Annotated in this window: 26 protein-coding genes; 11 read left to right on the plus strand and 15 right to left on the minus strand. The window is 61.1% G+C overall.

Annotated elements, in window-relative coordinates; genetic code table 11:
• Positions 1 to 2 precede the first annotated feature (2 nt).
• The gene (locus B0E55_RS01260) at positions 3 to 371 is read right to left on the minus strand and encodes a cupin domain-containing protein (RefSeq protein ID WP_069146986.1); all 369 of its coding nucleotides are present in this window, start codon (positions 369 to 371) and stop codon (positions 3 to 5) included.
• A 245-nt stretch (positions 372 to 616) separates the two neighbouring features.
• Entirely contained in the window at positions 617 to 1,180 is a 564-nt protein-coding gene (locus B0E55_RS01265) for a TetR/AcrR family transcriptional regulator (RefSeq protein WP_020968451.1), read from the minus strand.
• Positions 1,181 to 1,278: 98 nt separating this feature from the next.
• Between B0E55_RS01265 and B0E55_RS01270 the strand changes: the two genes are divergently transcribed.
• Both B0E55_RS01270 and B0E55_RS01275 read left to right on the plus strand, forming a co-directional pair.
• Positions 1,279 to 2,505, plus strand: a complete 1,227-nt coding sequence (locus tag B0E55_RS01270; protein WP_020968452.1) for a metal-dependent hydrolase family protein — start codon at positions 1,279 to 1,281, stop codon at positions 2,503 to 2,505.
• The gene (locus B0E55_RS01275; RefSeq protein ID WP_020968453.1) at positions 2,502 to 3,374 is read left to right on the plus strand and encodes an alpha/beta hydrolase; all 873 of its coding nucleotides are present in this window, start codon (positions 2,502 to 2,504) and stop codon (positions 3,372 to 3,374) included. Before B0E55_RS01270 ends, B0E55_RS01275 begins: the two co-directional genes overlap by 4 nt.
• A 165-nt stretch (positions 3,375 to 3,539) precedes the next feature.
• Here B0E55_RS01275 and B0E55_RS01280 read toward each other — a convergent pair whose 3' ends face one another.
• A complete protein-coding gene (locus B0E55_RS01280) occupies positions 3,540 to 4,850 on the minus strand; it encodes an NAD(P)/FAD-dependent oxidoreductase (protein ID WP_080908932.1) in 1,311 nt (436 codons plus the stop codon).
• 257 nt (positions 4,851 to 5,107) lie between these two features.
• Positions 5,108 to 6,448 carry an MFS transporter gene (locus B0E55_RS01285; RefSeq protein ID WP_069147015.1) on the minus strand — a complete coding sequence of 447 codons (1,341 nt, stop codon included), beginning with the start codon at positions 6,446 to 6,448 and terminating at the stop codon, positions 5,108 to 5,110.
• 50 nt (positions 6,449 to 6,498) lie between these two features.
• Between B0E55_RS01285 and B0E55_RS01290 the strand changes: the two genes are divergently transcribed.
• Positions 6,499 to 8,085 carry a PucR family transcriptional regulator gene (locus tag B0E55_RS01290; protein WP_241895980.1) on the plus strand — a complete coding sequence of 529 codons (1,587 nt, stop codon included), beginning with the start codon at positions 6,499 to 6,501 and terminating at the stop codon, positions 8,083 to 8,085.
• A gap of 639 nt (positions 8,086 to 8,724) precedes the next feature.
• Here B0E55_RS01290 and B0E55_RS01295 read toward each other — a convergent pair.
• On the minus strand, positions 8,725 to 10,149 hold the full coding sequence (locus B0E55_RS01295; protein WP_080908933.1) for an outer membrane protein assembly factor BamB family protein: 1,425 nt from the start codon (positions 10,147 to 10,149) through the stop codon (positions 8,725 to 8,727).
• A 246-nt stretch (positions 10,150 to 10,395) separates the two neighbouring features.
• Here B0E55_RS01295 and B0E55_RS01300 point away from each other — a divergent pair, with 246 nt between their 5' ends.
• Positions 10,396 to 10,995, plus strand: coding sequence for an RNA polymerase sigma factor (locus B0E55_RS01300; RefSeq protein ID WP_019746930.1), 600 nt, complete (start codon positions 10,396 to 10,398; stop codon positions 10,993 to 10,995).
• On the plus strand, positions 10,995 to 12,116 hold the full coding sequence (locus B0E55_RS01305; RefSeq protein WP_080908934.1) for a CU044_5270 family protein: 1,122 nt from the start codon (positions 10,995 to 10,997) through the stop codon (positions 12,114 to 12,116). The genes B0E55_RS01300 and B0E55_RS01305 overlap by 1 nt, the downstream gene beginning before the upstream one ends.
• 64 nt (positions 12,117 to 12,180) lie before the next feature.
• On the opposite strand, the gene B0E55_RS01310 is transcribed toward B0E55_RS01305, so the two are convergent.
• Positions 12,181 to 13,482, minus strand: coding sequence for a TrpB-like pyridoxal phosphate-dependent enzyme (locus B0E55_RS01310; RefSeq protein WP_003945451.1), 1,302 nt, complete (start codon positions 13,480 to 13,482; stop codon positions 12,181 to 12,183).
• A gap of 288 nt (positions 13,483 to 13,770) precedes the next feature.
• On the minus strand, positions 13,771 to 14,229 hold the full coding sequence (locus B0E55_RS01315) for a PaaI family thioesterase (RefSeq protein ID WP_003945940.1): 459 nt from the start codon (positions 14,227 to 14,229) through the stop codon (positions 13,771 to 13,773).
• An 85-nt stretch (positions 14,230 to 14,314) separates the two neighbouring features.
• On the opposite strand from B0E55_RS01315, the gene B0E55_RS01320 reads away from it, so the two are divergent.
• From B0E55_RS01320 to B0E55_RS01330, 3 genes are all read left to right on the plus strand, one after another.
• Entirely contained in the window at positions 14,315 to 14,890 is a 576-nt protein-coding gene (locus tag B0E55_RS01320) for a TetR/AcrR family transcriptional regulator (protein WP_007734151.1), read from the plus strand.
• Positions 14,891 to 14,962: 72 nt separating this feature from the next.
• Positions 14,963 to 15,466, plus strand: a complete 504-nt coding sequence (locus B0E55_RS01325) for an SRPBCC family protein (protein ID WP_046377947.1) — start codon at positions 14,963 to 14,965, stop codon at positions 15,464 to 15,466.
• 28 nt (positions 15,467 to 15,494) lie between these two features.
• On the plus strand, positions 15,495 to 16,745 hold the full coding sequence (locus tag B0E55_RS01330) for an NADH:flavin oxidoreductase/NADH oxidase family protein (RefSeq protein ID WP_080909050.1): 1,251 nt from the start codon (positions 15,495 to 15,497) through the stop codon (positions 16,743 to 16,745).
• Here the strand turns inward: B0E55_RS01330 and B0E55_RS01335 are convergent, their stop codons facing one another.
• Both B0E55_RS01335 and ald read right to left on the minus strand, forming a co-directional pair.
• Positions 16,746 to 17,621: an aldo/keto reductase gene (locus tag B0E55_RS01335; protein WP_080908935.1), complete on the minus strand. Its 876-nt coding sequence runs from the start codon at positions 17,619 to 17,621 to the stop codon at positions 16,746 to 16,748.
• Positions 17,622 to 17,674: 53 nt separating this feature from the next.
• A complete protein-coding gene (ald, locus tag B0E55_RS01340; protein ID WP_019746935.1) occupies positions 17,675 to 18,775 on the minus strand; it encodes an alanine dehydrogenase in 1,101 nt (366 codons plus the stop codon).
• Between the two features lie 109 nt (positions 18,776 to 18,884).
• Between ald and B0E55_RS01345 the strand changes: the two genes are divergently transcribed.
• Positions 18,885 to 19,406, plus strand: a complete 522-nt coding sequence (locus B0E55_RS01345) for an Lrp/AsnC family transcriptional regulator (RefSeq protein WP_019746936.1) — start codon at positions 18,885 to 18,887, stop codon at positions 19,404 to 19,406.
• A 7-nt stretch (positions 19,407 to 19,413) separates the two neighbouring features.
• On the opposite strand, the gene B0E55_RS01350 is transcribed toward B0E55_RS01345, so the two are convergent.
• Genes B0E55_RS01350 through B0E55_RS01360 form a run of 3 tightly spaced genes read right to left on the minus strand, consistent with a single transcriptional unit; the run spans position 19,414 to position 21,821 of the window.
• Complete coding sequence (locus tag B0E55_RS01350) at positions 19,414 to 20,478, minus strand: maleylacetate reductase (RefSeq protein ID WP_080908936.1); 1,065 nt, start codon at positions 20,476 to 20,478, stop codon at positions 19,414 to 19,416.
• Between the two features lies 1 nt (position 20,479).
• Positions 20,480 to 21,268, minus strand: coding sequence for a pirin family protein (locus B0E55_RS01355; RefSeq protein WP_080908937.1), 789 nt, complete (start codon positions 21,266 to 21,268; stop codon positions 20,480 to 20,482).
• A gap of 37 nt (positions 21,269 to 21,305) precedes the next feature.
• Complete coding sequence (locus tag B0E55_RS01360) at positions 21,306 to 21,821, minus strand: VOC family protein (protein ID WP_020906268.1); 516 nt, start codon at positions 21,819 to 21,821, stop codon at positions 21,306 to 21,308.
• A gap of 111 nt (positions 21,822 to 21,932) precedes the next feature.
• Between B0E55_RS01360 and B0E55_RS01365 the strand changes: the two genes are divergently transcribed.
• Both B0E55_RS01365 and B0E55_RS01370 read left to right on the plus strand, forming a co-directional pair.
• Positions 21,933 to 22,403, plus strand: a complete 471-nt coding sequence (locus tag B0E55_RS01365) for a MarR family winged helix-turn-helix transcriptional regulator (RefSeq protein WP_080908938.1) — start codon at positions 21,933 to 21,935, stop codon at positions 22,401 to 22,403.
• A 62-nt stretch (positions 22,404 to 22,465) separates the two neighbouring features.
• Positions 22,466 to 23,284 (plus strand): HAD family hydrolase, encoded by an 819-nt coding sequence (locus B0E55_RS01370; RefSeq protein WP_020906270.1) that lies wholly within the window; start codon positions 22,466 to 22,468, stop codon positions 23,282 to 23,284.
• 1 nt (position 23,285) lies between these two features.
• Here the strand turns inward: B0E55_RS01370 and B0E55_RS01375 are convergent, their stop codons facing one another.
• The 3 genes from B0E55_RS01375 to B0E55_RS01385 all read right to left on the minus strand — a co-directional run bounded on the left by B0E55_RS01375 (position 23,286) and on the right by B0E55_RS01385 (position 25,951).
• Entirely contained in the window at positions 23,286 to 24,173 is an 888-nt protein-coding gene (locus B0E55_RS01375) for an alpha/beta fold hydrolase (RefSeq protein WP_003945464.1), read from the minus strand.
• Positions 24,174 to 24,398: 225 nt separating this feature from the next.
• Positions 24,399 to 25,064: a hypothetical protein gene (locus B0E55_RS01380; protein ID WP_080908939.1), complete on the minus strand. Its 666-nt coding sequence runs from the start codon at positions 25,062 to 25,064 to the stop codon at positions 24,399 to 24,401.
• A 122-nt stretch (positions 25,065 to 25,186) separates the two neighbouring features.
• Entirely contained in the window at positions 25,187 to 25,951 is a 765-nt protein-coding gene (locus B0E55_RS01385) for an SDR family NAD(P)-dependent oxidoreductase (RefSeq protein WP_046379772.1), read from the minus strand.
• Positions 25,952 to 26,056: the final 105 nt, after the last annotated feature.

A 26,056-nucleotide genomic window follows, 5' to 3' on the forward strand; every position in this document is an offset into this window, starting at 1 on the left:
GGTCATTCGTTGTATACGACGAACACCTTACGCACGGTCTCGGTGACCGTCCACGTACCCTTCCATCCGATTGGGAAGATTGCACTCGTCCCGGCAATGAGATGTACGGGATCGCCGTCGTCCTCCTCGACGGTCATGGCGCCGGAGACGATGGTGATGATCTCGCCGCGGGTGAGGAACTCCCACCGCGACTTTCCCGGTTCGCTCTCCCAGACTCCGGATTGAATGCGGCCGTCGTCACTGGTGAACTCGACATCTGCACGAGTGATGGTGTCTCCGCCGAGTGGCTCTGCACTGGGTTGGCCGAGCAGTGCTTGCTGGAAGATCCCACTTGCGCTGTTCAACTCTGCGGCACGGAAGGTAATGGTCACAATTCAATCCTGACTTTCGAAACTCATGTGAATCATCGGACTTGTCGATGATGTCGTGTGTCTGCTGGGTCGGGATAGGTTCACTTGTCGCATCTTTCGGCACTTCGCTCGTACAGATGTCGAAAGTGCGATCGGCCACCATTCAACCGGGGTTCAGAGACCCGACTCGCGCCGAAACGTGACCGAGCCAATGGCAAACGGCCCCGCGTCGGTGATTTCGAACGAGGGTGATCGGTTGTCGGGCCTTAGGTGATGGTCGTGGTCAGCGAGGTGATGAAGCGCTCGGCTGCCGCGTCGACCTCGGCGTCGGGGGTGAGCAATTTCTGCAGCAACAGTCCTCGCAGACATGCGGTTGCGATGATGCTCTGCTGCTTTGCATCCACCACTGTGAATCCTTCGCGAAGGGCTGCCGCTTCAAGGAGATGAGCCAAGTCGTCGAGGTCGGCGGCGAAATCTTGAAATGCTTTGTGCTCGTACACCGCAAGTCCGGCCAGGTGAAAAAAGGTGCGGCTTCGATCTTCATGCTCGGCGTTCGAGTAGAAACTCCAGATCGCCCTGCACAGGGCCGCGAACCCGAGATCCTTGCCCATCGCGGCGATGACGAGGTTGTCACGGCGGCGCGCTTCCGACAGTACGGCGCTGAGGAGACCTGGTCGTGATCCGAAGTGATAGGTCAGAAGCGTGTGGTGCACGCCGAGTCGCTCCGCTACTTGGCGCATCGACAGCTTCGGACTTGGGCCGGTTTCACCGAACTCGTCGAACAGCGCCTGTAACAGTCGCTCTCGACCCTCCCCAACCGGCGATCTCACGCTACCTCCATTGACGGGTTCACCACTGTTGAGTACGGTACCGCATATCGAATTCACCAGTGTTTAGGAGAGTGGTTTCTAATGCTCGGGAGGTCCCTTTGACTGACGTATGGTTTGCCGGCGGCATGGTCGCGGATGGATCGGGTACCGACCCGGTCGAAGTCGACGTGTGCGTGAGTGGCGGCATTGTCACCGCGATCGGACAGGCGCCGTCGGGTTCGACGACAGTTGACTTGGACGGCATGCTTCTGACTCCGGGGCTGATCGATGCTCATGTCCACCTGGGTATTTCGAGTCCGATCCGAAGGCAATTCGGGTTTGAGCTCTCGGCAGCGGAACTGGCTGCGGGCATCTTCGCCACCGCGGGCGATGCCCTCGACGCGGGCTTCACCACGGTGCGAGACGTCGGTGGCATCGACGGCGGAGTCGTCGACGTTATTGCGAGCGGCAAGGTGCGTGGTCCGCGTGTCCTCTCGTGTGGTCCTGTGCAGTGCCAGACCGGTGGACACGGCTACTACGGGGCCGCATGGGAGCCGACCGAGCTGTGGAACATGCACCACATTCCAGGGCTCTGCGCCTTGTCCTTGATGTCGGGTAATGCCGACGAGCTACGACGCAACGTGCGCGAGTCGTTCCGCCGAGGGGCCACATTTCTGAAACTGTGCGTCACCGGCGGTGTCGTCGGAGGCCATGACCGCCTCACCGACACACAGTTCACCGTCGAGGAAATCTCCGTGGCAGTGGAAGAAGCAGCGTCGCGCGGCACCTACGTCACGGTCCATGCGCACAACAATGCGGGCATTCGCAACGCAGTGCGGGCGGGAGTGCGGTGCGTGGAACACGGCACCGACATCGACGCGGAGACTGCCCAGTTGATGCGCGAGCACGACGTGGCTCTGGTCCCCACCTTCGCCGTGGTGGAGCAGTTGACGGACACCGAAAGCATGGACCTGGACCCGGCAATACGAGAGCGTGCAGCCGGAGTGCGTCAACGCATGGCCAGAGCGCTCGAGGCCTCTCGCGCAGCAGGCCTGAGGATCGGCCTGGGCTCGGACCTCATCGGGCCGCACCAAAAGCGCCGAGGTGAGGAGTTGCGCTTGCGCGCGGAGTTGGAGTCGCCGATGCATGCACTCGTTTCGGCCACCAGCGTCAATGCCGACATTCTCGGTATCGGGGAAACCGTCGGGACTATCCGCGTCGGTATGCAGGCGGACATGGTTGCCTGGCAGCAAGACCCACTCCGAGACGCAAAGGTGTTCGCCGATCCGGACATGGCTGCTCTCGTCGTGAAGTCCGGCAATATCGTCAAGGGAGACGTTCGATGAGCGCAATGCTGCACGGATGTTTTGCAGACACGGAGTACTTCGAAATAACGGCGAAGTCGGGGCACAGCTACGGCGTCTGGGTGACCACACCCCCCGGCTACGCGGACTCCACGGATCCCTTACCGCTGATCTACGTGATGGACGGCAACTGGGCTGTAGGTCTTACCGCCCCGCTCATCGTCACGCAGGCAGACCCGTACCTGACGGTCGCCCCGTACATTCAGGTCAGTGTCGGATATGCCGGTGAGGAGGCCGCCAACTGGGCACGGCTCCGCAACCGCGATCTCGTGCCGCCTGGGGAACCGGTAGGCGAAGAAATGATGGCTACTCTTGCCGCTGCTCGCGACTCGGGTGCAATGACCCAGGAGTACGTGGACGCCTACCTCGAGGAGCTGGCAGACACCCACGGGGACGTCTTCCTCGACTTCCTGACCAACGAACTCCACCCTCGCCTGTACTCGTCGGAGCTACGTGTCAGCGAGTCCGGGCACGGACTCTTCGGGTACTCGTACGGAGGCCTTTTCGCCCTCTACGCATGGCTGCGCGACGCGCCCCCATTCGCGACCTTCGGTGCGGGTAGTCCCGGAGTTGTGAACGCTGACAGCCAGATCCACACACTGGTCGAGGCGCTGCCCGAGCGTGGCGTGGGCTCAGTTGTGCCGCAGCTGCACGTTACGCTGAACGAAGCCGAACTGACTGGACCAATTCCGATCTATCGCGGACTGTCACGCAACGTTCTCGCCGTCGTGGAGCAGTTGCATGGCAAGGGACGGTCGCAGGATGTTTCGACCGCGTTGTTGCACGAGACGCACGTTACCGGGCTGCAGGCATCGTTCCTGAGCTACTTGAAGACCTGCCATGCACGTTAGAGCTCTCCGTCCCGGAGACGATGTGCCGCTGACACGTTCTAGGGCGATTTTCCGTAGACGCCGTTGAAGGAGAAGTCGGCTGTGGGTGTCCACCACGTGGTGGACACCCACAGCCGTGTCTCTTCAGTTGTCGCGGCTATCGATTCTCCAAGCCGGACAAGACTTCTAACCCATGACCGTCCCGGTCGACTCGGCATTGGGTGCCCGAAGGCGGGAGAATGCGCCGAGGTCGATTTCGAGCCCGGTGTGCATCCCGACATAGGTCAGGGGATCAGCGTCGTGATCGTGTCCAGCTTCCACTTCGTCGATGATCCTGGACATGAGGCGCCCAGCGATGGGCGCATTTTTGAATTGGTTCCCGCTGGTGCCCATGGCGACGTAGAAACCTTGTCTGTCTGTCTTGTCGTAGATCGGGGTCCAGTCAGATGCTGCGTCGTACACGCCGGCAATACCTTTCGGTTGTGAAGGGACCTCCAGGGTGGGGAAACGCCTGGCGGCGCGGAAAACCTGCGCTTCGAACCGGGCAACAGTGCGATTCGGGTTTGCGGTATCAGGATCGTCGATCCACTCGAGCGGATCGCAATCCGGTTCGGTTCCGCCGACGAGGAAACCGTTTCCAGGTACGGCTCGCATGTAGGTTCCGAGATCCAAATCGGCGATCATCGGGCCGAGGATCTCGTTTTCGTTGTACCCAGTGGGTGCGGTGACGTGATGGACTTCCTGACGCAAGGGCCGAACCGAAACCTTGAAGTCGGACCCGACATTCGACAGCTTGTTGAACGCTCCTGACCAGGGGCCGGCGGCGTTGACGACAATCTTGGATTTCACACTTTCCCCGTCGTCGAGCCCTAGCTGCCAGGTGCCGTCAGGCAACTGCTCGACTGCCACCACACGCGTGTTGTATGCGAAAACCGCACCGTGCGAACGTGCTGCCGCAGCAAGATTCGCGGCTGCCAGTTGCGGGTCGTCGACGAACCCCGCCTGCGGTGTGTACAACGCGCCGAGCGTGGTTTCCGCATCTGCGAAGAAGGACTCCGAGTCTACTGGCTTCGGTGGATAGTATTTACCTGCGTCGATACCGGGAATCTTTTCGACGAGTGTCGTTGCGTCCCACAGTTGGTAGTCGATTCCGATCTTCTCGAAGAGTCCAATCGTGCGCGCGTGGGGTGCGACGTCGACATCGAGCAGTGCCATCCCGCATTGCCGAAACTTCGCAAGCGCGCCGTCGACTGTCGCGTTGAGATGCTCGTTCCAGTTTTGCCAGCAATGCAGCGACTCCCAAGCCGCAGCCATACCGTCGAATGTGGAGTAGTTGAACCGGATGACCGCACTGGATGCACTGGTCGAGCCGTAGCCCGGACCACCAGACTTGTCGATGACCAGGACTTCGTAGCCTCGAGCGGCCAGTTCGTAGGCGATGGAGCTGCCGATCACTCCAGCTCCGACCACAACTGCATCGGTCTTGTCGGTAGGCACTTTCGGCCCCTCTTTCTACTGATGGCTTCGCCGGACCGAAAGCACAGCTATTCGATCCGGCGAGCTTGGGTTCTGGTAATTCCGACGCCGTCGACTTCCTCTGGAGACCCGCATCCCGACTTCTCGGATTCGGCTCTGCCTTAATGGATTTGGTACCTGAAAGTCCAGAGGTGTCCGTCGTCCTCAACTCTCTCGTGGCGGCCATCGGAACGCTATCGACAGCTGCTCAAAAAATCACGGCCGTGGCGCGTCCGTTGTCAGAAATGTTTCGTCGAGCTGCCCCGCGTGGCAGACCAGTTTTTCGATTCCGGAATCCCTCGCCACAGAATGGGAAGTGCGATCAAAGCGATGGCGGTCGCGTAGAAGGCAGGCGACAGATCGCTTCCAGTGGCGTTGACCAGTGCTGCGCACACCAGCGGCGCAGTTCCTGCAAAGAGTGCATATGCGATGTTGTAGGGGATCGCCGTGCCGGTGAATCGAGCATGCGTCGGCATCATTTCGAGGATTACGAGCAAAGCGGACGCGAGTAGGGAAAGCGCGATGACCAGAGCAGCCAGTGCAATGGCAATCGCGAAAATGTTTCCGGTGCCAATGAGCATGTAGCTGGGCACCGAAACGAAAACTGACATCACCATGCCGATTCTGACGAGAGGTCTCCGGCCGATTCGGTCGACCGTAGCGCCGAAGAAGATGAACAGCGGGACTGCGAGAACCAAAGCGCCGGTTGTCATCAGCAGTGCCACCGTGCTCGAAACGTCGGCTGAAAGAATCAGAAATGTCGGCATGTAGCCGAGCAGCATATGAGTAACGACACCGAGCGAGGCGAAATACACGAATGACGTGAGCAGAGTCCGCCAGTGATTGCGGAACAGATCTGTGAGAGGGCGGGTTGGAAGGGAATCGTTTTCTTTCATTTCCTTGAAAGCCGGAGTTTCCTCGACCGCAAGCCTCATGAACAGTCCCACCATGGCGACAACGCCTCCGATGATGAACGGCCAACGCCATCCCCCGTCGGCAAAAGACTCAGTGCCGACCAAGCTGAATGACAAGACTGTGACCGTGGCCAAGATGCTGCCGACGAACGACGAAGAGCTGATAATCCCTGCGTACAAGCCTCGGCGGTGAGACGGCGCATGCTCGACGACGAAGGTTGCCGCTCCGGTGTATTCGCCGCCGGCCGAGAATCCTTGAACCAAGCGACAGAGCAGCAGCAACAGCGGTGCTGCAACACCGATCGAAGCGTAGGTCGGTAGGAGGCCGATAGCCGCTGTCGAGCAGCCCATGAGCGTAATTGCCAGGGACAGTGACCTCCGTCGGCCGAGGCGGTCACCCAGTCTTCCGAAGAATATGCCGCCGGCAGGTCTGGCCAAGAATGCGACTCCGTAAAGAGCGAAGGTGGCAAGCAGTGCGCCACTGCCGAACTCCGGAGGGAAGAACACTGTCGCGAGAACTGCGGCAGTGAAACCGTAGATCGTGAAATCGAACCATTCGACGATGTTGCCTGTCGCGCCGGCAATCAGGGCCCTACGGCGCGCCGATCGACGTCCGGGTGACGTCTCGGTTTGATGCTCTACAGGAGCATTTGCTGTGCCGGTCATGATGATTCCTCTCGGGATATGCTGAATAGCAACGGTTTTGCGACGTCACGGTGGCCGATGTCGTTCGGAGGCATGCGAAATTGAAAGAGGCCGACCGGACCCACGTTGATCTGGCGAACGGAGGTTGCGATCGATTCCGGATCAGGGACGACGCTTTCTCACGCGAGAGCGTGTCGGCTGGCTTCGGCCCACAATGCAAATCTCACGGCTGCAACGAATCTCGTCGCTGTCGTGCAACCTGTCGTTGCTGGGTATGCCTGGTCGCGGGCCGAGCGAACACGTTCCGGGTCTCATGTGCTTCGGCATGTAGCGAGCTTATGGCGCGAAAGTTAGTTGCATCACTGTCATTCGTTCAAATTGTCGCGGACGAATTTAGTCATATGTTGCAAAACGGCGAGCGCTGCTCGTACAGTTCGACGATGGCCGGAGAACTACAGCATTTGGTGGATACTACCGGGCGCCGACTGGACCGTTCCGTTGCGATCGATGATGCACAGATCCGTCTACTCGCGTACAACTCGCATGACAGTGCCGTCGATTCAGTCAGAATGAATTCCGTTCTACAGCGGAATGTTTCACGCGAGATTGTGGACTTCATCTACGCGAGTGGAGGCCGTGAAGCCCTCGATCTCTTCACTGTTCCCGTCAACGAAGAACTAGGGCTGACCCTTGGCCGGGTCGGGATGCCGATCCGGTACCGCAATGCGCTGCTGGGCTTCGTCTGGCTGTTGACTTCAGAGGGCGAAGTTGACGAGGATCAAGCCGAGGTCTTGAGGCGCACGGCTGATGCGGCGGCGATGATCCTCCACCGCGAACAGTTGCTGGACGAGTTGTCCCGAAGTCGGGAGCGGGAACTTACTCGAGACGTACTGTCTGGCGAGCGGTCGCTGCGCGAGGACGCGGCAAGCAGATTGGCTGATGAGGGCTTGATGGCTGCGGGTCCAGCAGTCGCGGTCACTATGTTGCTTCGTCCCGTGGACCGGTCGACATTGACCGAAAGAGATCGTCTGAGTGTTGCCGTCGGCGTCGATCAGCTTCGGCGGAGGCTCCCGCGGAACAGTGCAATCCAACTCGACCGCCCCGACCACAGTCTGTTGATCGTATCGGTGGCCGAACGCTCGACTCAAACCCATCTGGACTCGTTGATCGTGGCAGCCCGGGAGCGAGTCTTGTCTGAAAGTGGGCGCCAGAACATCGAATGTTGGGTTGGTATCGGTGAACCGCGAACCTCGGTTGCAGACGTGCGCGAATCCTACGAAGAGTCCAGACGTTCCGCAGATGTGGCCCAGGTCGTCAAGGTGCTCGGAAATGTTGTGCATTATCGGGATCTCGGCGTCTACGGACTTCTGGCCGAACTGTCGGAGGATCGACTCGAGAACAGTATTCACTCAGGTTTGCAGTCCTTGCTCAGCCATGAGGACTCAAAAAGTGAGGCTCTTCTCGCGACGCTGGAGAGCTTTTTGGACAATGCCGGTGACGTAAAGCGAACGTCCGAGGCGCTCTGTGTGCATCGGGGGAGCTTGTACTATCGTTTGCGGCGAATTCAGGAGATAACACGCGCAGACTTGGCAAACGGCGACGACCGGTTGGCATTGCATTTGAGTCTGAAAGTCGCGCGGTTGTTAGATCTCCGATGATCCCAACCGAGAAGAGGGGACTGCGGAAGAATCCAGCGGCTCAACGTAGTTCGGGGCTGGATCGTCAAGCGGGATGGTTCTGGGGTGGGAAAGGAAGCGCGTCGTACATCGGCCGGCGTGGGTTGGCTTGACCTGCTGAGACGTTCATACGTTTGATCGGGCATCTTCTATCCTCCTGTCGGCAGATGCGGCGGAGTGCAACTTTTTCGGGCATTGAAAGTGCAGAATCGTCCAGATGAGTGTCGAGCTGCGTGAAGAACGCGCGTTTTTGCAAACCGAAATGACGACGAATTTGGTCTGAGTTCGGTCCCCCGGTGCGCAGATGTTTGCGCGCAAACTGGACTATTTGTTGCCGACTGCACACAGGGGATTTCGCGTCCATCCCGTTGGCTCCCTTTACGGTTGGAGTGGATCAGATACCTGAGTCGGTGCGATTTTTACGCACTCCTTCACTGCAGGTCTGGTCTGATCTTTCCGAAATTGGAGTCGCGGAGATATATGCAGTTGTTCGAGATCGTTCCCCCGAAATTGAACAAACGCGCCAGACTGGATTGTGGCCATTGATGCTGCAACGTCTAGCCATTTGCTTGCTGCTGAACTGGCTGGTCAGTACGACACGGTATCGGTGATGTTGCCGGCCTAACGCCAAACGGTGAAATGGTTCTGCCAGGAGAACGACACGTTTTTGCCGGCATTCGAGACGACGACTCCGCGTGGATCAACTTCTGGGGGAAGGGGAACCGACCACATCATCTTTCCGTCGCGAGCCCGGATCGCGTGCATGCCGGTGTAGTCGCTGAAGACGAAGTGGTCGCCATCGGTTACCCCGCTGCGAACCCAGTACGCGTCTTGCCAGGGCGTTTGCCACAACTGTCGGCCACTCTCGATGTCGAGACCCGAGATTGTGCGCGTCTCCGGCGACGTGACCAGGATTGTTTTTCCTACCACTGCGGCGATGGCGCTTCCCGTCCCGGCCATCGCGGTGTTGACGATTTGTGAACTGCGCCAAAGTTCGTCACCGGAATTCGGGTCGTAGGCGCCGTCGCCGAGAAACATCGGCAGGCCCGTCGAGGACTTACTTGGGTAGGACGACGATGAGTACGAGGGAATCGGTATCGCACGAATCGTGGATCCATCGGAAGCCAAGAGGTTTTGGGTTCCTGCATAACCTGACCTGCCGCCGACACTAGTCAGGAACAATCCATTCCCGGCCGGGACAAGCGAATCGCCCTCGAATCTGAATCGTTCGGCGCCGGAATCCAGATCGTAGATTCGATAGCGGTACTGTGGGTCCCCGCCATCGCCCTGTTCCATCGCAATGACAGTGTCGGTGTGAGGGACCGTGTAGACGGCCCCGAACTTCTCACTTGGTTCGAAGGTGCGAACGAAGTTGGCCGTTAAGTTGGTTGTGTTGCCGCTGGCGAGAATTCGTGTTCGAATCGTTCCGTCCATCCTTTCGCCGGACGTGTACACGGTGTCTCCGGTGATGACGGCGCCATTGAGATCGAAGTCGGTTCCGAGGTCGGACAACAGAGTTCCGGTCGCGGTATCTACAAAGATCATCCGTCGATCGCCCCAGCACGCGATGATTGTGGATTCGTTCTGCTGACTGCACTGGCCGATGACTCCGCCGATTCGCGTTTTCCACAGCGGACTTCCGTCGTCGGGATTCACACCGACCAGTGTGACGGCACCGACTCCCTGACTCGACGAAGACTCGTCGGTCTTGGGAAGGGGATAAGCAGTCGCAGCCACCAGCACGTCACCGACTTGGTACGTGTTGCCGTAGCCGTAGTAGCGATCGAGGCCGGAAGGCATCGACAGCAGTACGTCGCCGGAGTTGTCCGTGAGCGTTCGAACATCGAGTTCCCAAGCTTGTTGCGGAGGATCGGAGAGGTCCACGTCGACAACGCCCTGCTCGACGATCGGACCGCCTGTCTTCTGCTTCGGCGAGGCCGCCTCACTGGAGTCGGAGAGTGCCGATACGACGATGAACGCGATCGCCACGATCAACGCCAGTCCGAGGGCGACCAGTTTCCAGTGTTCCTTCAACCGAAGCTGCATCGAAAGACCGTAACCGATCGAGCAAACTGATCGGTTCGTTTCGTGGACGGCCGGCTCGATGCCGACCTCTAAATCGATCCCACGGCCTACCGCGTCAGGGCCGGGTAGCGTTTGTCTCCGACCAAGAGACTGAGAACCGTCGCTGCGTAGTGAAAAACTCGGGGGGAAATTGCGGATCGTCCCTCGTTATCGCCGCCCGCTCAGGCACTCCGGGGACGCTATGGGCCGCACCGACCAAGTATCACCGTGACATCTTCGAGCCCACCCGGTGATCGCGGCACACCGGACCCGGACCTGCACAGCCCGCGCGTGGCGGAGGTCTTCGCTCAACTCTTCGACGCCCATGCCGCCGATCTTCGTCGCTACGTGTGTGCCCGAGCCGGCGAACATCATGCCGACGACCTCGTCGCCGAGGCTTTTGCCGTCGCGATCGATCGTCGATCCACCTACGACCCTAGCCGGGCTCCCGTTCGCGCTTGGTTGTTCGGCATCACCCACACCCTGCTCAGGGCACACTTTCGCTCCCAGGATCGCGCCGAACGCGCACTCGCGCGGGTACATGGCGAACGTGCCGTGTCCGAGACTGCGCCGGAAGACCTTGTCACGGCTCGGGTGGACGCGTCCCGCCGCCTCGAGGTGATCGCGTCGGCACTCGCCGAGCTGACGGAGGACGAACGCGACGTGCTGCTCCTCTCGTCCTGGGCCCATCTCGAGCCGGCTGAGATCGCGGAGATCCTGTCCGTGCCGGCCAGCACCGTCCGGTCCAGGCTGCACCGCACACGCACTCGCCTGCGGACTTTGCTGCTCGACTCCGAAAACCTCCAACAAGCCTCGGGAGAGAACTGATGCCGAATCGTCGGACCGATCCCCTGGACGACACGTTGCTCGAACTCCGCGATGCGCTCGACAAGCCGGACGTCGACGCCTTGGCAGCGATCCGGAATCGGGTCCTCGCCGACGCGGAAGCGGCCGAAAGTTCTCCGCCGGTACCCAGTCGCAGGTTTGCTCTGCGGCGCGTGCCCGCTTCGGTCTACGCCGGTGCCGCGGTGCTCATGGCCGTCTGCTTGGCTGCGGTGCTGGTGCAGTTCGCACCTTCAGAGCAGACAGGCACTACGGGTGGTGTGTCGCTGCCGGTGCCTTCCATCGAACTCGCCTCCGCCGAACACGTCCTACAGCAAGCCGCGCGCTCTCTCGAATCGATCGAGATGATCTCCGTTCAACAGGGACCGTTTCGACTCGTCGAGGAGCACGCGTGGGTCCAACAGGGGATGGAGTACGGATCTCCCTACGAAGCAGGGCCCGACGCTCCACGCAACGGCTACACCTACCTGCTCGAAACCCGTTCGCAGCTATGGATTCCGGCAGACGAAACACAAGAATGGCTCGAGCGGCGGTCAACTGGCCAGTCGCGGTGGCTCGGCGGCACGACGCCGGAGAGTGAATCAGCTCTGTACATCGACGAAACCCGAAACGGGGAATGGCGTGCCCGCTGCGGCAGATTCTTCGACGACAATCGCGACAACATCAACTGCGTTCCGGACGACTGGGACGATCCCAACTTCTATCGGTCGCTGCCCGCTGACCCCGAGGGGTTGCTTCGATGGCTTCGCGACTACACGGCGCCGCGCGGTTCGACGCCGGAAGCGATGTTCCACATCGCGATTGAAATACTGAGAGCCGGCATGATGCCGCCTGACGTCAAAGCGCAGTGGTATCGCGCGATCGCCGGAATCGATGGTGTGGAGACCGTGGAACAGACCACGCTCGACGGTCGATCCGGAATCGCACTCGGGCTCAGCGGTGTTCACGAGCGTCGCGACTTGATCATCGATCCGGGAACCGGTGAGTTCATCGGTGAACGACGGGTCGCGGGCGCAACTCCGGAAGATCCTTGGATAGCCCCCGGCACCGTGTTGGGGACAAGTTCGATCACTGTCCGGCCCGTCGACGAATTGGGATCTGAATAGGGAACGTGCTCGGTGTGACGAAGTGTGGTGGCCTCGTACACACGAGACCACCACACCGACGGCGTCAGACGTAAGGCGAGTACGCCGGGAGATCCAACTGACCGTTGCCCGACAGTCCGATCACAATCACCTCGGGTTCGGTGACGGCGCGAGCGTGAGCGATGGCGCCGGCAACCGCGTGGGTTGATTCCGGAGCCGGGATGATCCCTTCGGCGCGGGCGAAAATCAGACCGGCCTGGAGCGCGTCGTCTTGATCGACGGCAATCGCATCCATGAGTCCGAGGTTGACCGCATGCGAGACCATCGGCGACATGCCGTGGTAGCGAAGGCCACCCGCATGGATCGCCGGGGGAACGAAGTCCTTACCCAGAGTGTGCATCTTGAGCAGCGGCGTCAACCCGGCGACGTCACCGAAGTCGTAGCGGTACTCGCCCTGAGTGAGGGACGGGCATGCCGAAGGCTCGCAGGCGACCAGACGAGTCTTGGTGCCTTCGCGAAGGTTTCGTCCCAGGAACGGGAAGGTGAGTCCGGCGAGGTTGGAACCGCCACCGGCGCAACCGAACACGGTGTCGGGGACGGCGTCGCCGGCTTCTTCGAGCTGGACCATTGCTTCCTGACCGATCACGGTCTGGTGAAGCATGACGTGGTTCAGCACGCTACCGAGTGAGTAGTGCGTGTTCGGATCCTGCGCAGCGACCTCGACGGCCTCACTGATCGCCATACCAAGCGAGCCGGTGGTGTCGGGATGCGACTTCAACAGTGCGCGTCCGGCTTCCGTCAGGTCGGAAGGCGACGGGTGACAGATTCCGCCGTACGCCTCCATCTGGATGCGTCGGTACGGCTTCGAATCGAAGGAGGAGCGAACCTGCCACACCTCGACGTCGAGTCCGAGCAGTGCGCCCGCGAACGACAGCGACGCACCCCACTGGCCTGCGCCGGTTTCGGTGGTGAGCTTGGTGGTTCCTTCGATCGCGTTGTAGTACGCCTGCGCGACAGCAGTATTCGGCTTGTGCGAACCGACCGGGCTCACGCCTTCGTACTTGTAGTAGATGCGAGCAGGTGTGCCCAGAGCGCGCTCGAGTCGGTGCGCACGGAACAGGGGAGAGGGCCTCCACATGCCGTAGATCTCGCGAACCGTCTCCGGGATCTCGATGTAGCGCTCGGTTGCGACTTCCTGCGCGATGAGGTTCATCGGGAACAGCGGCGCCAAGTCCTCGGGGCCGAGCGGCTCACGAGTGCCTGGATGCAGGTGCGGGGGAACGGGCTCGGGGAGGTCAGCCGCCAGGTTGTACCAGTGCGTCGGCACTTTCGACGGGATGGAGACGCCCAAAGGCTCGAGCGAACGGTTGAGTGGGGTGGTGGTCAACTAACTCTCCTTCGTGGATTCGGTACCTGATCTTGGCGGTCGTAGCGACGACGCGTACGGCATTTGCCGGATCGGGGATCCTGGAGAGGAGCCTGCTGGACCACCCGATGTCGGTCCGGGCAGCACGCAGTTGCGGCTGACCGTCAGCGGTCGGGCCACCAGAGGTGCGCAGTGAGCAGGGTCACGAGCCGATCGTACATCGGTACTCGCACCCTGCTCACGTCGGGCGCGGCTACATTTTCGCCATCCTCCGTCGGCTCAGCGACATTTTCGCCATCCTCCGTCGGCTCAGCGGAAAATCATGCACGTCGTAGTTCCGTGCGCCACCAACTTGCCGTTCTTGTCCAAGACCTTGCCCTCTGCGGTCGCGGTACGCCCGCCCACGTGAATGACACTGCCGTGGGCTGTCAGTTCGTCACCGTCGAGAGGCACCGTGCGGATGTAGTTGAGCTTGAGTTCGAGGGTCGTGTAGCCGACGCCGGCCGGAAGCATCGTGTGTACCGCGCAGCCCATGACCGAGTCGAGCAGCGTTGCGCAGATTCCGCCGTGGACAGTGCCGAGCGGGTTGCTGAAATCGGCACGCGGGGTCAGGGCGAAGCTCACCGATCCCTCGTTGACCTCGCGCATCTCCATGCCGAGGAGGCGTCCGATGCTGGGGCGGTCGTTGACCTGCGTTCCCATCCAGCGGAGAAGTTCGAGGCCTGTCATCTGCGCCGGATCGACGGTTGCGGTTGTCTCGTCACTCATTGTTTCATCCCATCACTATGTAGGTCGTCATACATAACGTAGCGTATGAGTCGACAGGTGTACCGACGGCCGAAGGATCTGTGACATGGCAGAGCTGAGCTCACGTGATCGCATGATTCGTAGTGCGGTCGAACTGATCAGCCGCAACGGTGTCGATGCGACATCCTTCAGCGACGTCATCAAGCACAGCGGCGCGCCCCGTGGGTCGATTTACCATCACTTCCCCGGCGGCAAGACCGAGCTGATGGTCGAAGCCGTGCGCGCGGCTGGTGCGATCATCACCAGACGAATCAGCTCGGCTGCGGCCACCGGTTCCACTGCCGACGTGATCGAAGCGGTCGGAGACATCTGGCGACTCAATCTCACGCGCTCGGACTTCGCGATCGGCTGCCCGGTGATTGCCGGCGGGTTGGCACGCGCCAGTGAGCCAGAAGTCGCGGAAGTATCGGCTGAGGTCATGCTGGGATGGCAGAAGTTGATCGAATCGCAACTCGAAACTGCGGGTTATCCTGCAGTGCAAGCAAAGTCGATGGCAAACCTGACGATCACGTCGGTCGAAGGTGCAGTGGCGGTGTGCCAGACGACTCGAAGTATCGAGCCGCTCGAGCAGGTCATCGCTTCACTGCAGGGGCTCTCTCGTTCTGAGGCTTGGTCCCGCTGAGCCTTCGGGGGTTGACTTCGGCCATCAAGTATCCGTAACTTCATGTAACGGCTAATTAGGCAGGAGTAGGCGATGACACATTGGTTCGACCTCGAACCGGTCGGTGTGGATTTCTTCGACACGGCGCCGCATATCTTCACGTACTCGATCGACCTCGCCGCCGAACCTGATGTCGTCTGGGCCGGTCTGACCGCCGACGAGCCTTTGTCGTGGTGCCGACTGCTCACAAAAGTGCACTACACCTCGCCGCGCCCCTACGGCGTCGGCACGCGCCGAATCGCGGAGGTGGGCGGTGGTGCGATGCAGATGCGCGAAAAGTTCATCACCTGGGACGACGAAACGCGTCGGCACTCGTTTTACGTCGAACAGTCCAATGTCCCGCTGTTCCAATCCTTCGCGGAGGACTACCGCGTCGACGAGCTCGCAGTGGGTTCGAGATTGCAGTGGGATTTTGCATTCTCGCCGCGTCCGAAGCTGTCGCTCGCGGTGCGCGGCGGGCTACCGGTCAACTCACTGATCTTCTCGAGCTTCGTGCGCGATACCAAGCGGCACTTCGGTTCTGCGCCACGCCATTGACTTTCTTCCCTTCATGCGAGAGGCATCCATGACCACGCTCGGAGAATCGTTGACTTTGCCCTGTGGGCAGATACTGCGGAATCGCACGATGAAAGCTGCGCTCAGCGAGGCTCTGGGTGACCGGACTCATGGACCGTCCACTCGCTTGGAAACGCTGTACGGTCGTTGGGGCAGTGGCGGGTTCGGATTGCTCGTCACCGGCAATGTCATGGTCGATCGATCGCAGATCGCCGAACCGGGCAACGTCGTCGTCGACGACGATCGTGATGCCGAAGCGCTGACTGCCTGGGCCAAGACTGCCAAGAACGGCGGCGCCGAGATCTGGATGCAGCTGAACCACCCAGGGCGGCAATCCAACCCGATCGCCAGCAGAGGTCGACCGGTCGCACCGAGCGCGATTGCGCTGAAGATTCCGGGAATGGCGACGCCGCGAGAACTCTCGACTGCTGAGATCGAAGAGATCGTCGACAAGTTCGCGGAAACCGCTCGCGTCGCCGAGTCCTCCGGATTCGGAGGCGTGCAGATACATGCCGCGCACGGTTATCTTGTTGCGCAGTTCCTTTCGCCGTTGTCCAATCAGCGGACGGACGAGTGGGGTGGAGATCCCGAGCGTCGACGACGCTTTCTGATCGAAATCGTTCGGCGCATACGCTCTACCGTTGCTCCGGGATTCGCGGTGTCGGTCAAACTCAACTCGGCTGATTTCCAGCGCGGCGGATTCTCGGAAGACGAGTCGCGAGAAGTAGTACGCGCGCTGACCGAAGAGTCGGTCGACCTCATCGAGATCAGCGGTGGCAGTTACGAATCGCCGGCCATGATGGGTAAAGCGCAGAAGCAGAGCACTCGCGATCGAGAGGCATATTTCCTCGAGTATGCCGAGACGGTTCGAGCGATTGCCGGCGACATTCCCTTGGCGGTCACCGGCGGCTTCCGCTCGCGGTCGGCGATGGTCGAGGCACTCGCTTCCGGCGCGTGCGATGTTATCGGTCTCGGCCGGCCGACGATCACGATTCCCGACGCGGCAACCGTTCTCCTGGAATCGGATCGGGAACGATTGAACGTCCCGACTGTTGAGTTCGGAGCGCGGAAGTTGTTGGGGAAGGTTGCCGACATCTCGATGCTCGACGGTGCACTCGACCTGCAGTGGCACACTGATCAATTGCATCTGATGGGCGACGGCAACGAGCCGGATCCGGCTCGGCCGTGGTGGAAGACCCTCGGAACGATGGTGAGGCGAAACGGATTCGATGCGCTTCGCCCCACCAAACGAGCGGCTTGATCAGTTCGGTGCACCGATGTTGAGTTCATCGGGATGCGCGCCGACGCGGGTACCGTCGTCGAGAGTGTCGATTTCGCTCAGATCGAGATCAGTGAGTTCGAAGTCGAATACGTCGATGTTCTGAGCGATCCGGGCGTCATGCACTGATTTCGGGATGACGATCAGGCCGTTCTGCAGGTGCCAACGGATCAGGACCTGCGCGGCAGTCTTGCTGTGGCGGTCACCGATTCGAGTGATGATCGGCTCGGTGAGCAGCGTGTTGGGCTTCGATGCCTTACCCCAACCCGCGTTGCTGGTACCGCCGAGTGGGCTCCACGATTCGACCTTGATTCCGTGCTCGGCGGCCTTGTCGCGGATCGCGTGCTGCGTGAGGTGCGGATGCAGTTCCACTTGATCGACTGCCGGCAACAATCCGCCGCGATCGACGAGAAGCTGCAGATGATGCGGCTCGAAGTTGCACACCCCGATTGCCTTCGCGCGGCCCGATTCCGCGATCTTTTCGAGCGCGTCCCAAGTGCGGAGGAGTCGGTCGTTGTCCTGCAGTGGCCAGTGGATCAGATACAGATCGACGTAATCGACGCCCAGCTTGTCGATGCTGCTGTCGAAAGCCTTCAACGCCGGCTCGTAGCCCTGATCTGCATTCCACAGCTTCGTGGTGAGGAATATGTCCTCTCGCGCGACGGACGAGTTGGCGATACCTAGTCCGACGCCCTCTTCGTTCCCATATGCGGCAGCGGTGTCGATGTGCCGGTAGCCGGCGTCGTCGAGAGCGAACCGCACTGCATGCTCGGTTTCGTCGTTGGTGGCCTGCCAGACTCCGAGGCCGAGTTGCGGGATCGTGGTTCCGGAATTCAGCGTGATGTCAGGATTGCTCATGGATCAAGGCTAGCGATCTCGAGCTTTCCTTGCCTGGGTCAGAGCCGCCTGGGTCAGAGAGTCGTAGCCGAGTACCCGTGTGCCGCTGCAACACTGTCGGACAGGAGCAGGCCGTCGTGTGTGCTCAGTCCCGACCCCAGGCCGGGAACTGTCGCGACCGCGTCCTTCCACCCCTTGTCTGCCAATGCGACGACGTACGGAAGCGTCGCGTTGGTGAGCGCGTACGTCGACGTACGGGGGACGGCTCCGGGCATGTTCGCAACGCAGTAGAAGACCGAACCGTGAACCTGGTACGTCGGATCGGCGTGCGTGGTCGCGTGTGAATCCTCGAAGCAGCCGCCCTGGTCGATGGCGATGTCGACCAGGACAGAACCCGGCTTCATACGCGCCACCAGGCTGTTGGAGACGAGAGTCGGCGCCTTCGCCCCGGGGACCAGCACTGCGCCGATGACGAGGTCGGCGTCGAGTACTGCCTGTTCCAGTTCGAGGCTGTTGGACGTGATGGTCTTGACCTGGCCGTGGTACAGCTCGTCGATTTCCCGCAGGCGAGCGATCGACAGATCGAGAACGGTGACGTCGGCCTGCATGCCGTAGGCCACGGCGATGGCGTTCTTGCCGGAGACGCCAGCACCGATCACCACGACCTTGGCGGGGCGCACTCCGGGGACGCCGCCCATCAGCACTCCGCGTCCGCCGCCGTGACGCATCAAGTGGTAGGCGCCGGCCTGCGGCGCAAGGCGTCCGGCTACTTCGCTCATCGGTGCGAGAAGGGGCAGTGAACCGTCGGAACCGACAACGGTTTCGTAGGCGATGGAAGTGGTCTTCGAAGCCAGGAGTGCGTCGGTGCATTCCTTCGACGCCGCCAGGTGCAGGTAGGTGAAGAGCACCTGATCCTTACGGAGTCGCGAATACTCTTCTGCAATAGGTTCTTTGACCTTCAGGAGCAGATCTGCGTCTGTCCAGACCTGATCGGCGGACCCGAGGATCTGCGCGCCCGCGGCCTTGAAATCCTCGTCACTGAACGAGGAGCCGACGCCTGCGCCCGTTTCGATGACGACCTCGTGCCCTCGGCCGACCAGTTCGTGGACGCCTGCTGGGCTGATAGCCACGCGGTACTCGTGGTTTTTGATTTCGCGGGGGATTCCGACCTTCATGACACGGCTCCGAACTGAGTCTGTTGTTTCTTCGAATGGCAGGTGCCAAGCATGAAGTTTCGTCGTCAGATAGTGAAGAGAAGTGAAGATAATTCTCTAGGCTGTATTCATGGTGCGCGAAAGTTCAAAAATCGGTATTCAGACGGCCGCCTCGCCGAAGCATGTTCGGGCTGCCGTGAAGTTGGACGAGGTCGACCGGGTTCTGCTCGAAGAGCTGGCGAAAGACGCGAGGATTCCGAACAATGCGCTGGCCGCGATCGCGGGAATTGCGCCGTCGACATGCCTCGGCCGTGTGCGCGCCTTGGTGGACAACGGCGTGATCAGGGGATTTCACGCGGACATCGACCCCGCCGCTCTCGGAATGGATCTGCAGGCGATGATCGCAGTTCGACTGCAGGCCAACGCACGGTCGCACCTCAACCGGCTCGGCGACGATTTCGCCAAGCTGGACTCGGTGCTCAACGTGTACTTCGTTGCCGGTGTCGACGACTACATGCTGCACGTCGCAACGACGGATTCGGCGCAGTTGCGTGACTTCGTCGTCAACAATCTCTCGGCACATCCAGCGGTTGCTGCGACCGAGACGATTCTGATCTTCGAACACGTCAGGCCTCGAGGCGGTACTGCCTGATTAGTTCTCACCTGATGGCGGGTCGACGCCCGGACCAGGCGTTCTCGAGGAGTTCGCTCAGGCCCGGCGGGGTGATCTCACGCGGATTCGGATACGCGGCGGAGGTGGCGAGTTCGACTGCATTTTCGATTTGATCGTGACTCATTCCCAGTTCTCGCAGAGTGGTCGGTCCGCCGCACGCGGTGACGAGGTCGAAAACGCCGGTAGCGGCATCGGATGCGCCCAGAGCAGTCGCTATTCGCGACATCACATCCGGGACAGCAGGCGCGTTGAATGCCATCGCGTGGGGGAGGACAACGGTGTGGGTGGGAGCATGCGGCAAACCGAAGCTGCCACCGAGGGTGTGGCACAACTTGTGATGAGGCCCCATACCGACTGTGCCCAAGCAAGTTCCGGCCAACCAGGCCGCTTGCAGTAGTTCGGCCCTACCTTCCAGATTTTTCGGATCATCGACAATGCTCGGCAGCGCACGGGCGATCCCGGAGATCGCCTCGATCGCCATCGAGTCCGTGATCGGGTTGGACTCGATGGAGTACAACGCTTCAACCGCATGCGCCATCGCATTGACGGCGCTGGTGACGGTGGTATCCAGCGGCAGATCGAGAGTGAGGTCGACGTCGTAGATGACGGTTTCCGGTCTGATGTGGGGAGAGGAGCGAGTTGTCTTGCGTCCGTTCTCTGTTTCACCCAACACCGGAGTGACTTCTGATCCCGCGTACGTTGTCGGAACGACGATCTGATCGAACCCCGCTCGTAGTGCCAGTGCCTTGGACAACCCGGTTGCCGAACCGCCGCCGATCGCGACGACCGTGTCGACGTGATGGTTCTCGGCAAGTCTCAGCGCGGCTGTCGTGACTTCGATCGGAGTATGCATCACAGCGCCGTCGAAGCGGACCACCGCCATGTCGCCGAGAGATTCGGTCACGGCGGCGGCAACCGCGTCGAGTCGACGACTTGCCAGCACCATCACTCGGCTACGGCCGAGCCGCCGCACTTCTTCGGCGATCGTATCGATCATCCCTTGGCCGAAGACAATTCGAGCCGGTGAAGCGTCGTACGAGAAGGGCTTCATGTCATCCCTGCGAAACGGTGGCGTGCATTTCCCAGACGATGACCTCTGCCCCGGTATCGGAGCTGAGCTGCTGACCTCCACCGCCGGATACTCGCACCGCGTCACCTTGTTCGAGCACTCCGACGCCTTCCATGGCGGCCTGACCGTCGGCGACAAAAACATGCAGGAACGGTGCGTCCGGCAGGGTCACAGGTTGTCCGGGTTGCAGACGCGCAACGTGCATCGCGGCGTACTTGTTCTTGATCCGGATTGCCGAGTGATCGGCGTACGCGTCCATACCCGAGGCGACCGGAACCAACCCACCGGCAAGCAATTCGGCGTCGATCTCCAACTGCTCGTAACCAGGTGTGATCCCGGCTTCATCGGGGACGACCCACATCTGGATGAAGTGAACCGGGTCGCTGTGCTTGTCGGAATGCGCACCCGCCACGTCACCGAGTCGCCACGAATCGTTCTTCTCCGAATGCAGGATTCCCGTTCCAGCGCTCATCCGCTGGGCGAGACCGGGGTAGACGACGCCCGAATGCCCCATCGAATCCTGATGTACGAGAGAACCTCTCAGTACCCAGGTGACGATCTCCATGTCCTGGTGCGGGTGGGTGTCGAATCCCATTCCGGGCGTGACGATGTCGTCGTTGTTGACCAGGAGAAGACCGTGGTGAGTGTTCTTCGGGTCGTAGTGATTGCTGAACGAGAACGAGTGCTTCGAGTCCAGCCAGCCGGCATTGGACTTGAAGCGATCCCCGGATCGACGGATATCGAGGTTCGGCTGCGACAGAGTGGAGGTCATGGTGTGCCTTCCGAATGGTGTGGGGGAGAGCAAGTTTTCAGAGGACGTGATTGCCGTACATCTCGCCGAGAGGGTCGGCGATCAGCTCGAGTCGAGCGCCGTCGGGATCGCGGAAGTACAACGAGACCTCGCTGTGCTCGATCAGTTCGACGCCGGCCTCGGTCAGTTGGGTGCGCAGCTTCGCCCACTTGGCAGGTTCGACGCTGATCGCGATGTGGTGGAGGCCGCCGAGTACTTCTTGGTACGGGCCCACGTCGAGACCCGGGAAGTCGAAGAAGGCCAGAAGGTTGCCATTGCCGATGTCGAAGAAGAAGTGCGACGACCCGGGATAGTCACGGTTCTCGATCAACTCGGTGAGTGGGAATCCGAGGAGATCCTGGTAGAACTTCACGGTTCGTTCGACGTCACTGCTGATCAGGGCCGTATGGTGCAGGCCGCGTGCGGTCGATGCGGGTCGTTTGTCGGCGGGGAGCAGATGTCGATCCCTGATCTCGGCCCGGCGTTCCTCGAACTGCACTGCGTTGTCGAACTGCACTGCGTTGTTGTCGCTCATGGCGCCCGCCTCTCGGTTGAACCTTCTCTTCGAACAGGTAGTTGACTGATCAACTACATTGAGAATAGATCATTTGATTTCGTTGTCAACTACTTCGGATATGCTGGTGTCATGGAATCGACGCGGTGGTTGAGCGACACGGAGCAAACGGCCTGGCGGGCTTACCTGGACTCGACCCGACTGCTCCAGCGTGTTCTCGATCAGCAGTTGGTGCGAGACTCCGACATTTCCTTCACCGATTTCGAACTGCTGGTCGCCCTCGCCGAAGCGCCCGGGCGGCAACTGCGCATGAGTGAGCTCGCCGATGCTGTGATGGCTACACGAAGTGGTGTGACCAGGGCCGTCAATCGGTTGGTCGGTGCGGGGTGGGTGCGCCGGGTTGAGTGTGTCGACGACAAGAGGGGCGCCAATGCGGAGCTGACCGACTCGGGTGCCGACAAACTGGCGTCGGCAAGCCCGGCGCACGTAGCCGCAGTGCGGGAGAGCATGTTCGATCTGCTGAGCCCGCGAGATGTCGAGCGGCTCGGTGTGGTCTTCGGTGAGATGCGTCGGCACCTTCTCGAGACCCAGCCAGGTAATTGACAGAGCAACGGTCCACGTCACGTAGTTGGTGAGGGCTGCGAACGGACTGCCATCATGGTCCGGTGACCCGCATTCGTATGTTCGCAACCGACCTCGACGGCACCCTGCTGCGCTCCGACCGAACGATTTCGGCGCGCACCGCGCAGGCCATGGAGAACGCGCGGCTCGCCGGAATCGAAGTTGTGTGGGCGACGGCCCGCGCCCGGCATTCGGTACACACATTGGCGAACTCGTGCGGATTTCGCGGTAAAGCTGTGTGTGCCAACGGAGCTGTGATTCTCGACCTCGCCGACGGGACTCCGGAGATCGTCGACACCGTCTCGATCGAAATGTCCTTGGCTGCAACGGCGATGGAGCAAGTTCGCGCACTGGTTCCGGGCGTCGTGTTCGCGAACGTCGGACCCACTCAGTTCTTCGCCGAGCCGGAGTATGCCGCTCTGTGCGAATTCGCGGACCATCACCGGCACCTGCACGAGATGGTGCTCGCCGATACCCTGCCGCTGGACGTGGAGCCGATGGTCAAGATCGTGGCCCGGCATGCGGAAGTTCCCAGCGCCGACCTGTACCGAACAGCGGTCGCTGCGGGCATCGAGGGCGTGGAGTTGACCCACTCCGGCGCCCCGTACATGGAAATGGCTGCAGCGGGCGTCTCGAAGGCCAGCGCTCTCGCGCAGTTGTGCGCGATCGACGGCATCGACGCGTCGGAAGTGGCGGCAGCCGGTGACGCCTTCAATGACGTTGCCATGCTGACCTGGGCCGGAACAGCTCTGGCGCCGGCCAACGCCAGAACCGAGGTCATCGAGCTCGCCGACCGAATTTTGCCCACGAACGACGAGGACGGCGTGGCGAGCTATCTCGAAGAGTTGGTTGCGGGGCGCTAGTTCAGCTGCTGACGGCCTTGGGTCCGGTGCCGATACCGACTCCGCAGTCCGTCATGAATTCGGAGAAGACGCGGTCGAAGCGATCCGGGTAGTCAAGGTGCGGGAAATGTCCGGCGCGCTTGAAGATCTCCACCCGTCCCAGCGGTAGTTCGGCGCGAGCGTTCTCGGTGTGGGCGTTGGGGATGATGGTGTCTTCCTCACCCCACACCAGTAGTGCCTGCAGATTCTTGAAGTTGGCGAAATGCGGAGTGGCATTGACGGTTTGACCGTTGTAATTGATGACCGATCGTGCCGTCGCCAGAAATGCCTGACGTGTCGACGCGTCCGATACCGAAGCGAAGCTCTTACGGGCCTCGCTTGCGCTGGCACCGAGCTTGAACAGGCCGATCTTGTTGAAAAGTCCGAGCGCTTTGTCGGTCACGTCGGTCAGCGTCCTCGACGCGAGGACGGGAAGTACCAGTTCGCTGCCGGGCAGTGTCGCCGCGCGCAGGAGTGGGCTCACCTCGGGGCCGAGTCCACCGCTGGCCACCAGGCACAGCCGCTCCACCCGGTCGGGGAACAGATACAGCGTCTGCATCGCGATCCCACCACCGAGGGAGTGTCCGACCAGGGTGGCCGACGGAATGTCGAGGGCTTCGAGGAGGTCACGCACAGTGGCGGCGTGAGCACTGAGTGAATAGTCGCCGGCAGGCTTGTCCGACGCACCGTGTCCGAAGAGATCAGGGGCGATCACGCGGTAATGACGCGAGAGCGTCTCGATCTGCGGTTCCCAGTTGGAGTGCGCGCCCAGCAGGCCGTGAATGAGCACCACGACGGGGCCACTGCCTTGGTCGACGTATTTGAGCTGGTCGCCGTGCAATACAACCGTCTGTAATTGGTCGGTTGCCATGATTGAACCTTTCGGAGCCGCCAGTGTCTGTGGCTGCTCGCGTGTTGTCGGACCGCACCCGCCCCGACGCGGATCCACGGGTATTTGTGACCGGGAGTAACCCCAGTTCCCTCAGTATGCCCATCGAGGGGGTCGATGTCGTGGCCATCGGGCGTGTTGTGACGAACCGTGAGCCGTCGGCTGAGGGGAGACGTACAACTCACCGCCGCGTGTCGGTGCCGTTGATCAGGTGAAATCAACCAGTTTGCCGAAGGTGAGGTTGATGTCCCACGGTGTGACGCCCCACGTCTCGATCGCTGAAACCGCGAAGATTCCGGCAGCCTCGATGGTGTCCTGTGAGGCTGGTGCCGACACAGAAACGCCGGTTTGGTCGCTCGGAACCTCCGGCCAGACGCCTGTGCCCACCGGTGCGGGGGTTGCCTCCATGACTGCGTTGGCCAGGCCCGATTCGTCGACGGTCGTGAAGAGGCAGTTCGGCTCGTGCGGAGAATCCCACCCGCCGAGTTCCGCGAGCCAGAATTCGCCGCGTCCAGCAGCGGAGATCGCGATGGACGCGAGTACCGATTCGAGATCTTCCCAAGCGTCGCCGGTCGGGGCCGACGCCTCGGTGAGCTTGAACGGTGCGGCGAGGGCAGTGCTGTCCGGGGAAGTGAAGCGCGGCTGCACAGTGAGGGCCTGGGTCTGGGTATCCAGAAACGCAACTTCTCGGAACTTGTTGTCCGGCAGAGCAGTACGAGCTACGATGCCGCGTCCAAGCAGTGTGCCGAGAGCGGCGGGATCGTCGACGCTCCACAAGCGGGTCTCGTCCTCGGACCAGGTGCGAATCATTCCGCCGACGACAGGACTGATCAGCACGGGCTCGAGGTTTGTACTGCCTGTTGATTCGCTCACCGCTGGCTCCCCACCGCACGTCGTACCGTCGGACGGGTTCCGGGCGGCTAGACAAGTATGCCGCCTCGCTGCTGTGCGCCTTTATTAACCGCCGGGGGTTAATAAAGGCGCACAGCAGGGGATCACATATGCGTGCCGCCGTCGATGCGGATTTCCGTTCCGGTGACAAACGAGCCGTCCTCGGAAGCGAGCATCGCGATCACACCGGCGACCGCGGACGGGGGTGCGAAACCCTCACCGATTGCCGGGGCCAGCTTGCCGAGCAGCGTGAAGTCGATGTCGGCCGGGAAACCGGGATCGGACGTCATACCCGACGCGATGCTGCCGGGTGCGACGGCCACGGCGCGAAGACCCTGCTTGCTGTACTCGAGTGCAAGTGCGTGCGTAAAGGATTGGATTCCACCCTTCGACGCCGCATATGCCGTCATGTACGGGTGGGCGAAGGTCGCCGAAGTGGAACTGAAGTTGACCACGACACCTGCTCCGCTTTCGAGCAGTGCCGGGAGGGATTCCCTCGTCATGAGGAATGTTCCGGTGAGGTTGACCCCGATGACGGTGTTCCAGAAATCGAGTGTCATCTCGTGGGTGTGCGCGGAGCGCAGAATGCCCGCCGCATTGACCAGCACGTCGAGCCCGCCCAGAGCCTTGATCGCAGCGCCGACCTGTTCGCGAACAGACTCTTCGCTGGAGATGTCGACCTTCACCGTGGTGAGGCGATCGGAGTGGCCGGCGTCCTTCGCGGCGTTCAGCGTCTGTTCGAGGCCGGTCTCGGAAATGTCGGCGGCGGCGACGGTGCCTCCTTCTGCCAGGATGCGGGCAACGGTGGCCTGGCCGATTCCGGACCCTGCGCCGCTGATGAGGACGCGCTTGTCGTCGAATCGATTCACGAGAAAACTCCGGTCTGTGAGATGGACAGCTGTCTGGTGACCGATTCTGCGTGATCCAGCCGCATAAATCTGCGGTTCATTCCACTGACTGGGCAGCATCGGTGC

This window comes from Rhodococcus sp. 66b (assembly GCF_002076325.1).
Lineage (GTDB): Bacteria > Actinomycetota > Actinomycetes > Mycobacteriales > Mycobacteriaceae > Rhodococcus_F > Rhodococcus_F erythropolis.

What these genes read in the sequence shown, in the direction of transcription:
- B0E55_RS01275 (WP_020968453.1), top strand. Translation starts at nt 2,502, where the DNA reads ATGAGCGCAATGCTGCACGGATGTTTTGCAGACACGGAGTACTTCGAA.
- B0E55_RS01285 (WP_069147015.1), bottom strand. Translation starts at nt 6,448, where the DNA reads ATGACCGGCACAGCAAATGCTCCTGTAGAGCATCAAACCGAGACGTCA.
- B0E55_RS01295 (WP_080908933.1), bottom strand. Translation starts at nt 10,149, where the DNA reads ATGCAGCTTCGGTTGAAGGAACACTGGAAACTGGTCGCCCTCGGACTG.
- B0E55_RS01305 (WP_080908934.1), top strand. Translation starts at nt 10,995, where the DNA reads ATGCCGAATCGTCGGACCGATCCCCTGGACGACACGTTGCTCGAACTC.
- B0E55_RS01315 (WP_003945940.1), bottom strand. Translation starts at nt 14,229, where the DNA reads ATGAGTGACGAGACAACCGCAACCGTCGATCCGGCGCAGATGACAGGC.
- B0E55_RS01320 (WP_007734151.1), top strand. Translation starts at nt 14,315, where the DNA reads ATGGCAGAGCTGAGCTCACGTGATCGCATGATTCGTAGTGCGGTCGAA.
- B0E55_RS01325 (WP_046377947.1), top strand. Translation starts at nt 14,963, where the DNA reads ATGACACATTGGTTCGACCTCGAACCGGTCGGTGTGGATTTCTTCGAC.
- B0E55_RS01330 (WP_080909050.1), top strand. Translation starts at nt 15,495, where the DNA reads ATGACCACGCTCGGAGAATCGTTGACTTTGCCCTGTGGGCAGATACTG.
- B0E55_RS01335 (WP_080908935.1), bottom strand. Translation starts at nt 17,621, where the DNA reads ATGAGCAATCCTGACATCACGCTGAATTCCGGAACCACGATCCCGCAA.
- ald (WP_019746935.1), bottom strand. Translation starts at nt 18,775, where the DNA reads ATGAAGGTCGGAATCCCCCGCGAAATCAAAAACCACGAGTACCGCGTG.
- B0E55_RS01345 (WP_019746936.1), top strand. Translation starts at nt 18,885, where the DNA reads ATGGTGCGCGAAAGTTCAAAAATCGGTATTCAGACGGCCGCCTCGCCG.
- B0E55_RS01350 (WP_080908936.1), bottom strand. Translation starts at nt 20,478, where the DNA reads ATGAAGCCCTTCTCGTACGACGCTTCACCGGCTCGAATTGTCTTCGGC.
- B0E55_RS01355 (WP_080908937.1), bottom strand. Translation starts at nt 21,268, where the DNA reads ATGACCTCCACTCTGTCGCAGCCGAACCTCGATATCCGTCGATCCGGG.
- B0E55_RS01360 (WP_020906268.1), bottom strand. Translation starts at nt 21,821, where the DNA reads ATGAGCGACAACAACGCAGTGCAGTTCGACAACGCAGTGCAGTTCGAG.
- B0E55_RS01365 (WP_080908938.1), top strand. Translation starts at nt 21,933, where the DNA reads ATGGAATCGACGCGGTGGTTGAGCGACACGGAGCAAACGGCCTGGCGG.
- B0E55_RS01375 (WP_003945464.1), bottom strand. Translation starts at nt 24,173, where the DNA reads ATGGCAACCGACCAATTACAGACGGTTGTATTGCACGGCGACCAGCTC.